14 protein-coding genes are annotated in these 13,768 nt (G+C 71.5%); 7 read left to right on the top strand and 7 right to left on the bottom strand.

Annotated features, from left to right (window positions below; translation table 11 throughout):
- The first annotated feature begins 46 nt into the window (after positions 1-46).
- From AB0L37_RS20180 to AB0L37_RS20165, 4 genes are all read left to right on the top strand, one after another.
- Positions 47-892 carry a TetR/AcrR family transcriptional regulator gene (locus tag AB0L37_RS20180; protein WP_365506909.1) on the top strand — a complete coding sequence of 282 codons (846 nt, stop codon included), beginning with the start codon at positions 47-49 and terminating at the stop codon, positions 890-892.
- A gap of 88 nt (positions 893-980) precedes the next feature.
- Positions 981-1,883 (top strand): 3-keto-5-aminohexanoate cleavage protein, encoded by a 903-nt coding sequence (locus tag AB0L37_RS20175; protein WP_365506906.1) that lies wholly within the window; start codon positions 981-983, stop codon positions 1,881-1,883.
- A complete protein-coding gene (locus AB0L37_RS20170; protein ID WP_365506903.1) occupies positions 1,883-2,836 on the top strand; it encodes a 3-hydroxyacyl-CoA dehydrogenase NAD-binding domain-containing protein in 954 nt (317 codons plus the stop codon). Before AB0L37_RS20175 ends, AB0L37_RS20170 begins: the two co-directional genes overlap by 1 nt.
- A complete protein-coding gene (locus tag AB0L37_RS20165) occupies positions 2,833-3,312 on the top strand; it encodes a thioesterase family protein (protein WP_365506900.1) in 480 nt (159 codons plus the stop codon). Before AB0L37_RS20170 ends, AB0L37_RS20165 begins: the two co-directional genes overlap by 4 nt.
- A gap of 12 nt (positions 3,313-3,324) precedes the next feature.
- Here the strand turns inward: AB0L37_RS20165 and AB0L37_RS20160 are convergent, their stop codons facing one another.
- Together AB0L37_RS20160 and AB0L37_RS20155 are read right to left on the bottom strand one after the other, a co-directional pair.
- The gene (locus AB0L37_RS20160) at positions 3,325-4,104 is read right to left on the bottom strand and encodes a dienelactone hydrolase family protein (protein WP_365506897.1); all 780 of its coding nucleotides are present in this window, start codon (positions 4,102-4,104) and stop codon (positions 3,325-3,327) included.
- An 8-nt stretch (positions 4,105-4,112) separates the two neighbouring features.
- Positions 4,113-4,592, bottom strand: a complete 480-nt coding sequence (locus AB0L37_RS20155) for an Lrp/AsnC family transcriptional regulator (protein WP_365506894.1) — start codon at positions 4,590-4,592, stop codon at positions 4,113-4,115.
- A gap of 42 nt (positions 4,593-4,634) precedes the next feature.
- Here AB0L37_RS20155 and AB0L37_RS20150 point away from each other — a divergent pair, with 42 nt between their 5' ends.
- Both AB0L37_RS20150 and AB0L37_RS20145 read left to right on the top strand, forming a co-directional pair.
- Positions 4,635-5,333, top strand: coding sequence for an AzlC family ABC transporter permease (locus AB0L37_RS20150; RefSeq protein WP_365506891.1), 699 nt, complete (start codon positions 4,635-4,637; stop codon positions 5,331-5,333).
- Positions 5,326-5,643 (top strand): AzlD domain-containing protein, encoded by a 318-nt coding sequence (locus AB0L37_RS20145; RefSeq protein WP_365506888.1) that lies wholly within the window; start codon positions 5,326-5,328, stop codon positions 5,641-5,643. The genes AB0L37_RS20150 and AB0L37_RS20145 overlap by 8 nt, the downstream gene beginning before the upstream one ends.
- An 8-nt stretch (positions 5,644-5,651) precedes the next feature.
- Here AB0L37_RS20145 and AB0L37_RS20140 read toward each other — a convergent pair whose 3' ends face one another.
- The 4 genes from AB0L37_RS20140 to AB0L37_RS20125 all read right to left on the bottom strand — a co-directional run bounded on the left by AB0L37_RS20140 (position 5,652) and on the right by AB0L37_RS20125 (position 10,140).
- Complete coding sequence (locus AB0L37_RS20140; protein WP_365506886.1) at positions 5,652-6,590, bottom strand: TauD/TfdA family dioxygenase; 939 nt, start codon at positions 6,588-6,590, stop codon at positions 5,652-5,654.
- Positions 6,591-6,870: 280 nt separating this feature from the next.
- Positions 6,871-8,322, bottom strand: a complete 1,452-nt coding sequence (locus AB0L37_RS20135) for a glyceraldehyde-3-phosphate dehydrogenase (RefSeq protein WP_365506883.1) — start codon at positions 8,320-8,322, stop codon at positions 6,871-6,873.
- Positions 8,323-8,349: 27 nt separating this feature from the next.
- Complete coding sequence (locus tag AB0L37_RS20130) at positions 8,350-9,543, bottom strand: GDSL-type esterase/lipase family protein (protein WP_365506880.1); 1,194 nt, start codon at positions 9,541-9,543, stop codon at positions 8,350-8,352.
- Positions 9,544-9,546: 3 nt separating this feature from the next.
- Positions 9,547-10,140 (bottom strand): WHG domain-containing protein, encoded by a 594-nt coding sequence (locus AB0L37_RS20125; protein ID WP_365506877.1) that lies wholly within the window; start codon positions 10,138-10,140, stop codon positions 9,547-9,549.
- Positions 10,141-10,211: 71 nt separating this feature from the next.
- Between AB0L37_RS20125 and AB0L37_RS20120 the strand changes: the two genes are divergently transcribed.
- Complete coding sequence (locus tag AB0L37_RS20120; protein ID WP_365506874.1) at positions 10,212-10,709, top strand: FBP domain-containing protein; 498 nt, start codon at positions 10,212-10,214, stop codon at positions 10,707-10,709.
- A gap of 16 nt (positions 10,710-10,725) precedes the next feature.
- Here AB0L37_RS20120 and AB0L37_RS20115 read toward each other — a convergent pair whose 3' ends face one another.
- Positions 10,726-13,695, bottom strand: a complete 2,970-nt coding sequence (locus AB0L37_RS20115) for a P-loop NTPase fold protein (protein WP_365506871.1) — start codon at positions 13,693-13,695, stop codon at positions 10,726-10,728.
- Between the last annotated feature and the right edge of the window lie 73 nt (positions 13,696-13,768).

The following is a 13,768-nucleotide window of genomic DNA, read 5'->3' as shown; positions in this document are numbered from 1 at the left end:
GAGGCCGTGTTGAGTTCTGCTCAACACGAGGTTAGGGTCGTGCCCCGTGGAAACCGACGACGTCCCCGTCGGCGCGACCGGCGCCGACACCGCCGCCCGCGTCCGTGAGGTCATCACGGCCGCCGGGGTCAGCCAGCGCGAGTTCGCGCGCCGCATCGTCATGGACCCGTCCAAGCTGTCCCGCTCACTGAGCGGCACCCGTCGCTTCACGGCGGCGGAGCTGGCGCGGATCGCCGACGAGGGCCGCGTCGACGCGGGCTGGCTGCTCGGGTCGAAGCCGCGCGAGGACGCCGCCCCGGTCGCCGAGCCCGTCGAGGGCGGGCGGCCGCTTCAGATCGTCCGCGCGACGGTCCGGCTCATCGCCGAGCACGGTTTCCACGCGGTGCGGGTCGCGGACATCGCCCGCGCCTGTGCCACCAGCACCGCGGCGATCCACTACCACTTCCCCGGCCGCGCCGACCTGCTGGAAGCCGCGGTGCGCTGGTGCATGGACGAGGACACCGCGCGGCGCGCCGCGCTGCTGGCCGACGCGGACGACGCGGCGGCGGAGCTGCGCCAGCTCATCGAGTTGCAGACGCCGCGCACCGCGCAGCAGCGCGTCCAGTGGGCGGTCTGGCTCGATCTGTGGGCCGAGGCCGCGCGCTCCACCACGGTGGGCCGGCTGCACGCCGAGTACTACCGGCAGTGGCGGGAGACCGTCGCCGACGTCGTGCGCAGAGGTGTCGCGCAGGGCGTGTTCCGCGCGGAGGTCGATCCGGGGGCGGCGGCGTTGGCGCTGACCGCGCTGATCGACGGGCTCGCCACGCAGGTCCTCGCGTCCGGAGCCGGTGATGGTGCTGATGCCATGCACGCCGCGCTGATCGCTTATGTCCGTAGCACGATTCTGGCCTGATGGCTCACCCCCCGGGGCTTCGCCCCGGACCCCGCTCCTCAAGCGCCGGAGGGGCTTGATTTGGGCTTGATCTGGAGGCTTCCCCCCTATGACTGTCACTGAAAACGTCATCGTCACCTGCGCCCTCACCGGCGCTGGTGACACCGTCCGTAAAAGTCCGCACGTGCCCGTCACGCCGGAGCAGATAGCCCGGAACGCGGTGGAGGCGGCCGATGCCGGTGCCGCCGTCGTGCATATTCATGTGCGTGATCCGCAGACCGGTGCGCCGTCCCGGGATCCGAGGCTGTACCGCGAGGTCGTCGAGCGGATCAAGGAGACCGGGACCGACGTCGTCATCAACCTCACCGCCGGGATGGGCGGCGACCTCGTCATCGACCCGGAGCGGCCGCTCGCCGGGTTCCCGCTGCCCGGCTCCGATCTGGTGGGCGGCCTCGAACGGCTGCCCCACGTCGAGGAGTTGCTCCCCGACATCTGCACGCTCGACTGCGGCTCGCTGAACTTCGGTGACGGCTCGAACCTCTACGTCTCCACCCCCGACATGCTGCGCGCGGGCGCCCGTCGCATCCAAGAGCTGGGCGTACGGCCCGAGTTGGAGTGCTTCGACACGGGTCACCTGTGGTTCGCCAAGCAGTTGCTCGCGGAGGGGCTGCTCGACGATCCCTCGGTCTTCCAGCTGTGCATGGGCATCCCGTGGGGTGCGCCCGCCGACCCGGGGGTCTTGCAGTCAATGGTCACCATGCTTCCGGAGAACGCCCGTTGGGCGAGTTTCGCGATCGGCCGGATGCAGATGCCGTGGGTGGCGCAGTCGATCCTGCTCGGCGGTCACGTACGCGTCGGCCTGGAGGACAACCTGTACCTCGGCAGGGGCAACAAGGCGACGAACGCCCAGCTCGTGGAGCGGGCCGTGACCCTCACGGAGTCGATGGGCGCGCGCGTCGCGACCCCGGACGAAGCCCGCGAGATCCTCGGCCTCAGGAAGGCGAACCACTGATGACCACGACCTCTCCCGAGAACGTACGCCGGATCGCCTGCGTCGGCGCCGGCGTGATCGGCGGCGGCTGGGTCGCCCACTTCCTGGCCCGCGGCTACGACGTCACGGCCTGGGACCCGGCGCCCGACGCGGAGCGCAAGCTGCGCCGGCTGGTCGACGCGGCCTGGCCCGCGCTCACGCAGCTGGGTCTCGCCGAGGACGCGTCACCCGACCGGCTCACCGTCACCGACACGCTCGAACTGGCCCTCGCCGACGCCGAGTTCGTACAGGAGAGCGCACCCGAGAAGCTCGACCTGAAGCGCGATCTGCTGGCCCGGATCGAGGCCGCGGCCCCGCCCGGTGTCGTCATCGCCTCGTCCACGTCGGGCTACCCCATGACGGACATGCAGACCACCGCCGCGGACCCGTCGCGGCTCGTCGTCGGGCATCCGTTCAACCCGCCGTACCTGATTCCGCTCGTCGAGGTCGTCGGCGGGGAGCGCACCGACGCGGTGGCCGTCGCGTGGGCGGCCCGCTTCTACGAGGTGGCGGGCAAGTCCGTCATCACGATGGACCGCGAGGTGCCCGGCTTCATCGCGAACCGGCTCCAAGAGGCCCTGTGGCGCGAGGCGTTGCACATGGTGGCCAACGGGGAGGCGACGGTCCGCGACATCGACGCGTCCATCACCGAGGGCCCCGGTCTGCGCTGGGCGGTGATGGGCCCGATGCTGACGTTCGCGCTCGCGGGCGGCGAGGGCGGCATGGCGCACATGCTGGACCACTTCGGTCCGTCCCTGAAGTCCCCGTGGACGCGGCTCGAAGCGCCGGAACTCGACCGGGAGTTGTACGACGCCGTGGTCGCGGGCTGCGACGAGGCGGCGGACGGCCGCTCCCACGCGGACCTGGTGGGCGAGCGCGACCGCGGCGTCATCGACGTACTGCGCGCGACGGGCCGTCTGGGCGGTGCGCGATGACCGGTCTCCCGCTGCTCCACCGCACGGTCCGGCCGGAGTGGATCGACTACAACGGCCATATGAGCGAGGCGTTCTACGTCCTCGCCTTCGGCCACGCCACCGACGCGATGATGATCGAGACGGGCCTCGACTCGACGTACCGCGAGTCGACCGGCTGCTCCCTCTACACGGTCGAGTCGCACATCCGCTATCTGCGGGACGTGCCCGAGGGCGCCCATCTCGCCATCCGTACGCGGGTGTTGGGGGTGGCGGCGAAGAAGGCGCGGTTCACGCACGAGATGTACGTGGTCGCGGACCCGTCGTCGCCACCGGCCCCGGACGCGGAGCCGGTGGCGACGACGGAGATCCTGGGGGTCCACGTGGACCGGGAGCAGGGCCGCGCGGCCGCCTTCCCGGACATCATCGGCGCCTGCTTCGCCCGCCTGAGGGAACCGGCACCGCCGTGGGCGGGCCGGTCCGTCGCACCGGTCGGCTGACCCTCACCTCGCCTATTTCTGGGGCAGGTTGCGGTCGAGAAGCGGCACGAGCCGTTCCCAGTGACGCCGCAGGCCATCGGCGCTGAAGGCGTCGGTGTCGGCCATGGTGAAGCCGTGGACGGTGTCGGGGTGGATCTCCGACAGGTGGCGCAGCCCGGCACCGTCCAGGGCGCCGTTGAGCTCGTCGAGAGCCTCGGGCGTCAGGTCGCTCGCGGCGTGGCCGAGATACACCTCGGCGGAGATCCAGGAGAGCAGATCGTGCAGGCTCTCGGACGCGTCGGGGACCACGGGACAGTGGAACCCGGCGAGGGCCGCGACCTGTCCGGGGCGGGCCGCCGCGGTGCGCACCGCGAGCAGACCGCCGAAGCAGTACCCGAGGACGCCGACCGGTCCGTCCGCGGCCTCGGGCTGTTCGGTGAGGAAGTCGAGGAACGCGTCGGCGTCGCGCAGGATCCGCTCGCCGGAGTGCCCGTGAAGGAGCGGCATGAGCTTCTCGAGGGCAGTGTGCCGCGCCTTCTCGTCGATGAACTCAGGCAGGTCGAGCAGGGGCGCGGGACCGTGCCGGTAAAGGAAGTCGGGGACGAGCACGTAGTAGCCGTGGCCCGCCAGTTCGGCGGCCATGGAGCGCAGCACGGGACGGTCGCCGAAGGCGTCCCCGTACAGCAGCACTCCGGGGTGGCGCGCGCCGTCGTCGGGAAAGGCGGCGAAGGCGTCGGCCGTGCCGTCCGGGGTGGGGATCCGCAGGTTCGACAGGTTCGTTGCGAAGGGCGGAATGGTGGACCTTCCTTCCAAGTGCGGTCTCAGTCAAGGACCTTGATCTTCTTCATCGTAGGCTGGGACACCACCCGCGCGATCCCCGGCAGCCCGATGACCTTGCCGGTCTGGAACGCCTCGTACGCGGAGTAGTCGGCGACCAGGACGCGCAGAAGGTAGTCGGGACGCCCGAACAGCCTCCGGAACTCGACGACTTCCTCGTACCCGGCGAGGGTCTCCTCCAGGTCGGCGAGGGTCTTCAGGTCGCTCATGGAGACCTCGACGGAGACCATCACCTCCAGGCCGCCGCCGAGGGCCTCGTGGTCGACGCTCGCCCGGTAGCCGGTGATGATCCCGGCCTCTTCGAGGCGTCGTACGCGGCGCAGACAGGGCGGCGGCGAGAGGCCGACGCGGCGGGCGAGTTCGACGTTGGTGAGGCGGCCGTCCTCGCGCAGGAGACGCAGAATGTCGCGGTCTATCGGATCGAGTGCCGGATCATTGCGTGGAGGCCGCCGCCGGGGACACATCCGGAAACCATATGTCGCCGGTTTCGGCCTAGCGTTGACGGCATGCGAAATCCCTTGCGGTACGCGGGAGTTGCGGTGCGCGACGCCGGTCCCGTCGGTCTCGGCGCGCTCCCGATGGGCATGGCGTTCGGGGTGCTCGTGGCGCACTCCGGTCTGGCGTGGTGGTGGGCGAGCGTGATCTCCGGCCTCGTGTACGCCGGGTCGCTCGAATTCCTGCTGCTCGGCCTGGTCCTGGCCGTCGCACCGCTGACGGCGGTGGCGTCGACGGCGTTCCTCGTCAACGTCCGGCACGTCTTCTACGCGCTGTCGTTCCCGCTGCACCGGATACGCGGCGCGGCCGGCAAGGCGTACGGGACGTTCGCGCTGTCCGACGAGGCGTGGGCCGTCACCACCCGTGCGGGGGCGGCGAGTTGGCCGGGCGGGCGGATCCTGGGGGCGCAGGCCGTCATCCACGCGTACTGGGCGGGCGGCGCCACGCTCGGCGCCCTGGCCGGGAGCCGGGTTCCCGACGGGCCGGCCGGTCTCGACTTCGCGGTGACGGCGCTGTTCGTGGCGCTCGCCCTGGACGCGCTGCGGGAGCACCCCGGCGTGCCGACTCCGCTGCTCGCGCTGGGCTGCGCGCTGCTCGCCCGGCTCCTGTGCCCCGGTCAGCTCCTCCTTGCGGCGTTCGGCCTGTTCACGGCCGGTCTGGTGGTACGTCACCGCTGGACGGGCCGGACCGGTGGAGCGAGCCGTGCCTGACGCCCCGTACCTGCTGTCGGCGATCGGGGTGGCGGTGGCGGTCACCTGGGCGCTGCGCGCCCTGCCGTTCGCCGTGCTCGCGCCGCTGCGCTCCAGCGCGATCGTCGCCTACCTCAACCGCCATATGCCGGTGGGCGTGTTGACGATCCTCACGGTCTACACGCTGCGCGACGCCGTGGGACGGGTGGGCCCGACCGCGCTCGCCCTCGCGGTCACGGTCGGTCTGCATCTGTGGCGGCGCAACCTGCTCGTGTCGGTTCTCGGCGGCACGGCCGCGTATGTGATGGTCGCCGCCGTGCTCTCCGGCTGACCAATGGATCAGTACGGGCGGTCGCCCGCGATGGCGACGCGTTCCGCGACCCGGCGGGCGTCGCCGTAGTCGGCGACGGCGTAGTGCTGCGTGGCACGGTTGTCCCAGAAGGCGATGTCGCCCGCCTGCCACCTGAACCGCACCTGGAACTCCGGGACATGGGCCTGCTGGAAGAGCAGCCTCAGCAGCCGGTCGCTCTCGGCCCGCTCGACGCCGAGGATGCGGGTGGTGAAGGAGGTGTTGACGAAGAGCATGCGCCGGCCGGTCTCGGGGTGCCTGCGCACGACCGGATGCGTGACCGGCGGGAACGACTCCTGCCACCGCGCGAGCCGTTCGGGGCCGTAGAACCGCCGGAAGCCGGGCAGGAAGTCGTGCTCGGCGACGGCCCCGTCGATGCGGTCCTTCACCTCGTGCGACAGGTTGTCGTACGCGGCCGCCATGTCGGCCCACATCGTGTCGCCACCTGACGGCGGGACCTCGCGCAGCTGCAACACGGCGCCCATCGCGGGCCGTTCGCGGAACGTGACGTCGGTGTGCCACACGTTCTCGTACGTGGGCACGGACCCGGCGCTCTTGTCGAACCGTACGACGTCGTCGCTGTCGCCGCGCGCGAGCAGCGGGTTGGTCTCCAACTCGCCCCAGTTGAGGGCGAACGCGCGCTGGTGCTCGCTGCTGAGGTGCTGCCCGCGGAAGAAGAGCACCTTCCATTCGAGCAGGGCGCGGTTCAACTCGGCCCGCAGCGTGGGCGACAGCGGCCGGGAGAGGTCGACGCCGTGGATCTCGGCGCCGATGGTGGCGCCCTGCGGGACGAGACCAAACAGCTCGTACGGGCGGTCGTCCCAGTGCTCGGGGGTGCGGCGCAGGACGCGCCGGCCCTCGTACAGGCCGTCGTCGGGGATGCGGGCGGGACGCAGGGAGTTCAGGGGCGGGGTGTCCGTCACGGACATGGGCACTCTCCAAGGCACGCGGTGGTGAGGCGAGGGAAGGGAGCCGTACGCGCGCGGCCCGCGACGGGGCACGGCGGGGCGTACGGAGATCAGCGACGAGGGACGGAGGCGCCCGCTACAAGCCGCTGCGCGCGCAACCACATCGGTCCGGCACGGTGGCCGATCCGAACGCGTGGGCGCGATGCGTGAACATGGCCCTCATCCTGCGCTTCCCAAGATGCCCAGGTCAAGCGCGAAGGCCGCCTCCACCAGGGGTGGAGGCGGCCTTCGGTGCTGCGGGTCAGGCTGAGGTGACCGGAACCGGGAACGTCGGGTACTCGACGCCCGAGACGTGCTGGACGACGCGGATCACCTGGCACGAGTAGCCGAACTCGTTGTCGTACCAGAGGTAGAGGATCGCGTTGTCGCCGTCGACCTTGGTCGCGCCGGCGTCGACGATCGACGCGTGGCGCGAGCCGATGAAGTCGCTGGAGACGGCGTCGGGCGCGTTCGTGAAGTCGATCTGGCGCTTGAGCGGCGACGTGAGGGAGACCTCACGGAGGTGGTCGAGGACCTCGTCGCGGGTGGTCTCACGGCCGAGGCGCAGGCTCAGGATCGCGATCGAGACGTCCGGCACGGGCACGCGGATCGAGGAGCCGGTGATGGGCGCCTTGAGGTCCGGGAGTGCCTTCGCGACGGCGGACGCGGCGCCGGTCTCGGTGATGACCATGTTGAGCGGCGCGGAGCGGCCGCGGCGGTCGGCCTTGTGGTAATTGTCCAGCAGGTTCTGGTCGTTGGTGAACGAGTGGACGGTCTCCACGTGGCCGCGGACCACGCCGTACTCGTCGGCCATCGCCTTGAGGGGCGGCACGATCGCGTTCGTCGTGCAGGACGCGCAGGACAGGATCTGCTCGTCCGGCTTGATCGTGTCGTGATTGACGCCGTGCACGATGTTCGGCACGTCGCCCTTGCCGGGCGCGGTCAGGACTACCTTGTCGATGCCGGGGCGCAGATGCTGCGAAAGGCCTTCGCGGTCACGCCACTTGCCGGTGTTGTCGATGAGGATCGCGTCGTTGATGCCGTACGCGGTGTAGTCGACCTCGGACGGGTCGTTCGCGTAGATCACCTTGATGGTGTTGCCGTTGGCGACGATCGTGCTGTTCGCCTCGTCGACGGTGATCGTGCCCTGGAACTGGCCGTGGATCGAGTCGCGGCGCAGCAGCGAGGCCCGCTTCACGATGTCCTGGTCGCCGCCCTGGCGGACGACGATGGCGCGCAGCCGAAGGCCGTTGCCGGAGCCGGCCTTCTCGATGAGCAGGCGGGCGACGAGACGGCCGATGCGGCCGAAACCGTACAGGACGACGTCGCGGCCCGAGCCGCGCTCGACCGTGGCGTCGGCGATCGCGCCGGCGACGGCCTCGGCGGTGAACTCCTCGACGGACAGCCCGCGTTCGTCGCTGCGGTACGTCGCGGCGAGCATGCCGATGTCGATCTGGGAGGGCCCGAGGTCGAGGGTGGCGAGTGCCTGGAGGAACGGCATCGTCTCGGTGACCGAGAGTTCCTCGCCGGCTATCTGGCGGGCGAATCGGTGGGTCTTGAGAATGCTGACCACCGACTTGTTCACCAAGGAGCGGCTGTGCAGCAGGACGTTCACATCCCGCTCACGGTGCAGCTTCCCGATGATCGGGATCATCGACTCCGCGGTCTCCTCGCGGTGCTTCCAATTGGTGAACGAGTCGTCATTGACAGTCACAGTTGCATCTTTCGAGCTAGGCGGCGCTCATATGCTAACCCGACGGTTCGCGAAGGCTCCGCCGGGGGCGAAGGCCAGCTCCGCGAACCGCTCGCCGATGCGCAGGTGGGTGGCGGCGTCGGGGTGCACGGCGTCCGGCAGCGGCGCCTCGGCGTGGTCGGCCTCGCCGTAGAGCTCGCGGCCGTCGAGGTGGTGGAGGTGCGGGTCGTCGGCGGCGCGCTGCGCCACGACGCGGGCCAGCTCGTCGCGGATGGTGCGCAGCGTGAGCTTCCCGTTGGCGGTCTCGGCCGGGTCACCCGTCGCCATGAACGTGATCCGCCCGCTCCCGAACGACGCCGGATCGGGGGCGCCGGGGCCGGGGGTGTCCTCGTGGATCGGGCAGAGGATCGGCGAGACGACCAGGATCGGGGCCGTGGGGTGGCCCTCGCGCAGGGTGTCGAGGAAGCCGTGGACGGCGGGGCCGAAGGCGCGCATCCGCATCAGGTCGTAGTTGACGACGTTGATGCCGATCTTGACGCTGATCAGGTCGGCCGGGGTGTCCCGCATGGCCCGCGCCGTGAACGGGTCGAGGAGGGCCGCGCCGCCGAACCCCATGTTGATCAGCTCGGCGCCGCCGAGTGACGCGGCGTGCGCGGGCCAGGTGGCGGTCGGGCTCGCGGCGTCGGAGCCGTGGCTGATGGAGCTGCCGTGGTGCAGCCAGACCGGGCGGCCCGGTTCCCCGGCGGCCTCCACCGGGGCGTCGGTGCGCAGGGCGACGAGCTCGGTGGTCTCGTTGTGCGGGAGCCAGATCTCGACGGTCTTCGGGGCGTCGGACAGCCCGGCGAAGGCGAGGGTGCCGGGGCGTCCGGGGGTGCGCTCGAAGGTGCCCGCGATCATGTCGACGGCCAGCGTGTGGCCGCCCGCGACGCTCCCCTGCCCGGCGAGGCGGCCGTCGACGACGAGGTCGTACACGCCGTCGGGGCGCGGTGGCATCCCGGCGTAGACCCGCTTGGTCGGCACGGTGTCCAGCTCGATCGCGGTCGCGCGGGTGCGGAAGACCAGGCGGACGCCGGAGGGCTGCGACTCGGCCATCGCCAGCTGCGCGTCAGTGTTCTGGGCGCGGGCCCAGGCGGGCAGCCGGTGCGGCAGCAGCCCGAGCGCGGTCCGCTCGACGTCGAGGGCTCCGCGCAGCAGATCGGCGGTGACGGGGGTGGTGATCCAGGAAGGGTGCTCGGTGCTCATGACTCAACCTGCTTCTGTCGTACGGGGGTCGGGTGCGGGCCAGTTCCGCAGGAGGGCGTCGAGGGCGTCGAGGGTGCGGGTCCACGTCTCGTCGGAGTCGGGGGCGCTGTGGCTGAAGCCGCCGCCCAACTCCAGGCTCACGTAGCCGTGGAAGACGCTGCCGAGGAGCCGGACGGCATGGGTCGCGTCCGGTTCGGTGAGGTCGTAGCCGCGCAGCAGGGCCCGGGTCATCTGCGAGTGGCGCACACCGGCGCTGGCGAGGGCCGTCTCCGTGTCGAGGCGGTACTGGGTGGCCGCGTAGCGACCGGGGTGCTCGCGGGCGTAGTCCCGGTACACGTTCGCCAAGGCGACCAGGGCGTCCTTGCCGGCACGCCCGGCCAGCGCCTCGGCGGCGCGGTCGGCCAGCTCCTCCAGGGCGAGCAGGGCGATCCGGGTCTTGAGGTCGTGCGAGTTCTTCATGTGCGAGTACAGGCTCGCGACCTTGACGTCGAACCGGCGGGCCAGCGCCGAGACGGTGACCTGTTCGAAGCCGACCTCGTCGGCCAGCTCCGCGCCGGCTCGCGCCAGCCGTTCGGTGTTCAGACCCACTCGCGCCATAACCACCCTCTCTTCTTCCGAAGCTCATTATGCATTTGCCTAAAGCCTTTAGGCAACTTAGCCTCACACATATGAAACCCCTGACTGAGCGAGAGATCCGGTCCGCGTTCGTGAACTGCAGCAAGGGCGAGGCCAAGCGCCTGTCCGTGCCGCACGATCTGGCCGAGCGCCCCTGGGACGACCTGGACTTCTTCGGCTGGCGAGATCCACAGGCGCCGGACCGCGGCTACCTCGTGGCCGAGATCGACGGCGGGCTCCAGGCGCTGACGCTGCGCGCCTCGCACTCGACCGTGGGGCAGACGCGGCGCAGCATGTGTTCGCTGTGCGTCACGACGCACACCGGCGGGGTCTCCCTGCTGGTCGCCCCGAAGGCCGGCAAGGCCGGGAAGCAGGGCAACTCCGTGGGCGCCTACATGTGCAGCGACCTCGCGTGCTCCCTGTATGTGCGCGGCAAGAAGGACGCGGGGTCGGGCTCCCGGCTGCACGAGACGCTCACCCTGGAGGAGAAGATCGAGCGGACCGTGACGAACGTCGCCGCATTTTTCGCCAAGGTCACGCAGTCCGCGTGAGCCCACGGCCATCGGCTCAGGGGGTCGCCGCCCCCGGGGCCGGAATGACGATGTGCAGCGGGTCGCCGGTCTCGGGCACCGGCAGGCTCCAGGCACTGCGGACCGCGTCCAGGAGTGTGCGGGCGCTGTGCGGGGAGACGGCCAGCTCCTGACGGGCCTCGGCCAGCAGGTTGGGGTCGCCGTCCGGCCCGGCCGCGGCGGCCACGAGGCGCCGCGCGGCGAAGCCCGGACCCGCGAACACCTCGAGGAAGGTCAGCGCGAGGTACGCGTACGCGGTGGCCTCGTCGACCAGCCTGACCGCGCTCTCCGGGATGCCGGGCGCCGGCGGCAACGGGTGGAACGCGAAGTTCTGGAGGGCCTCGATGAGCGCCCCGTTCCGCGTCTCGGACGCCACGGTCGAGGTGCGCAGCAGCGTCGTGAGTCCACGGAAGCGGGTGAGCACCTCGCTGCTCTGCGCGGACCACTCCTGTTTGCCGAGCAGAATGCGGAACCCGGCCAGCGTGTCGGCGAGTTCCTCGACGACGAGGCGGTGGCAGACGGTGGCCAGTTCGTGCGAGTTGGTGTGCTGCTGCATCTCCACGATGCGCCGGGCGTAGCGGATCAGGTCGCGCGGGATACCGCCGGACAGGGCGTGCGCGAGCAGCACGTACGGCTCGGGGATGCCCTCGGCGCGCCGGTCGAGGATGGCCCGGGACGCCTCCAGGGTGCACGGCTGTACGTGCAGGACGTCGTCGAGGGAGCTGTCGGTGGCGTCGCGGTGCGGCAGGCCGCGCCGGATGAAGGCGGCGCCGACGTCCTCGGCGACGGAGAGCAGGAAGTGGACGTGCGGGATGCCGAGGACGGCCTTGATCTCGCCGAGGAACTCCAGGGCGCGGGTGTCGGTGCCGAGCCGGTCGAGTTCGTCGACGGCGATCACGACCCGCTTGTCCTGCTCGTGGGCGGCGAGCGCGATCCGGGCGAGCAGGTTCCTGAAGTCCTCGACCAGTTCAGGGAACCGGGGCGGCAGCGAGGTGACGGAGGCGGCGTGCGAACTGCCGAGGGCGACGACGGGAGCCGTACCGGTCAGGGTCGTCGTGGCGGTCTGCACGGTGCGCAGCCGCAGCAGTTGCGTACGGCAGTCCTGCACCAGGTCCGGCACGTCGGGCGCGTGCCGCAGCCGCACCCGCACGTTCAGGAGGACGGCGCCGAGGGCGAAGAGGGCCGAGCGGGGCAGGTTGCCGGTGTCGAGGACGATGGGCCGGGTGTACGCGTTGTGCCACAGGTAGCCCAGCGGCGCGGCGATACCGCCCACGGTCGCCGCGGCGGTGACGGCGACGGCGCCCCAGCCCTTCCACCGCTCCCCGCCGTCCCGCATCAGGGTCTTGCTCTTGCCGTACCAGTGCGAGGCCACGAGCAGCGGCACGAAGGTGAGCATCAGGAGCGCCAGGTGCCCGTCGGTCGGATTGCCGTCCTCGTCCCGGGGGCCGCTGTGCCTGAACTCGGCCCAGTGCCGGGTGATGCTGTCGTCGTACAGGAAGTCGACGAGGCTCCAGCACACGAGGGAGAGACCGCCGAGGACGCAGACGGCGTTCCACAGCAGCCGGAGCCCCGGGCCGAGCCAGCTGGCCCGGCTCAGCCGGAAGAGCAGGAACGCGGCGAGCAGCAGGAGCAGGGCGGCGGTCGGGCGGCTGCCCGCCCAGGAGTTCTCGGCGGCCTCCCGCCCGATCCGTACCGTGTCCTCGACGCCGTGCAGGAGTACACCGCCGTTCCAGTCCTGGAGGGCGCGCAGGCCGGGCGCGACGCCGAAGGCCAGGAGGACGAACGCCAGGAGGAGGACGACGGTGCGGCCCACCAGGCGGCGCGAGCGGCCGGTGGCGTTGCGCAGCATCCTGCGGAACCGGGACAGGTCGTCGTAGCGGGGCGCCTGGTGTCCGCGCCACTCGATGTACCGCTCGCAGACGGTGGTGAACAGCAGGAGCAGGAAGTCGTGCGCCGCGTATCCCGCCGGGGCCTGCACGAGCACCGAGAAGTCCTCGGGCCGTGCGGTGCTGCCCAGCAGCGTCGACTTGCCGGCGCCGCGCGGGCCGCTGACGGCGACGGTGCCGCCTTGCAACTGGTCCAGCTTGGTGTCGAGCCGCTTCATCGAGTCGACGGGGACGACGAGTTCGCTGGCGTGCCCTTGCTGGAGACCGGTGGCGTCCCTCGGTATCCACACCTGAGCGGGGTCCGAGTGGAGGAGGTCCTCGATCAGGGCGTGGACGTCCGGGGCGAGGTCGACGCGGCGGAACTCCCGCCGCCACAGCTGGAGTTGGATCTCGCAGAGCAAGAGGGCCGGCGCGATCACGAGGAGTCCCGACACCGCCTCGGCCGCTTTCCCCAGCCCTTCCCTGGACGCGGGGTGCCGGGCCACGGCGGCGCCGAGGACGGTGGTCGCGACGAGGAACACCGGCCAGGCGCCGCCGAGGAGCAGCCCGCCGAGGAGGAGGACGGCGGCGGCGCCGACCACGCCGAGGACCAGGTCACCGCCCGGTACGGCGGAGCGCGCCCGCAGGACGGGGTCCGTCCGCCACCGGGCGACCGCGCCGAGCGCCAGGAGGAAGAGCAGCAGGACGACGCCCGCGACACTGCGGCCGAAGAACGCGGCGGCCAGGAGCACGCAGCACAGCGCGAACCCGCGCAGCCTGCGCGTTCCCGTCCGCCACCACGGCCGCGCGCCCCCCGCGCCGCGCACCTCGCGGTTCCGCTGCGCCCAGCGCCGGGCGTTCACGACCTTGCGGTGCTGCGCCCGGACGACGGCCTGGGTGCGGCGGGCGCCCACGAGGAAGCGGCCGCGCCGGTCCAGCGCCCTGCCGAGCTCGGGGTCGGTGGTCATGAAGTGCTCGACGGTCGCCCGGGTCACACCGGGCCGCACCCCGATGCGCTCCACCACGTCGGGCCGGTCGAGGGCGACGCCGAGCACCTCCGCGTACACCTCCCGCTCGAACTCGCCCTCGAGCCCGAGCCTCATCTCGCTCCCCGGCATGCCGTTCCTCCCCGTCCGCCCCAAGCACTCCATTGGAACGGACGAGGACGGGCACGGG

The sequence above is a fragment of the Streptomyces sp. NPDC052225 genome (genome assembly GCF_040679615.1).
In the GTDB taxonomy this organism is placed as follows: Bacteria; Actinomycetota; Actinomycetes; order Streptomycetales; family Streptomycetaceae; genus Streptomyces.
Note: the sequence above shows the minus strand (reverse complement) of the source record. Positions and strands in the feature narration are given on the sequence as shown.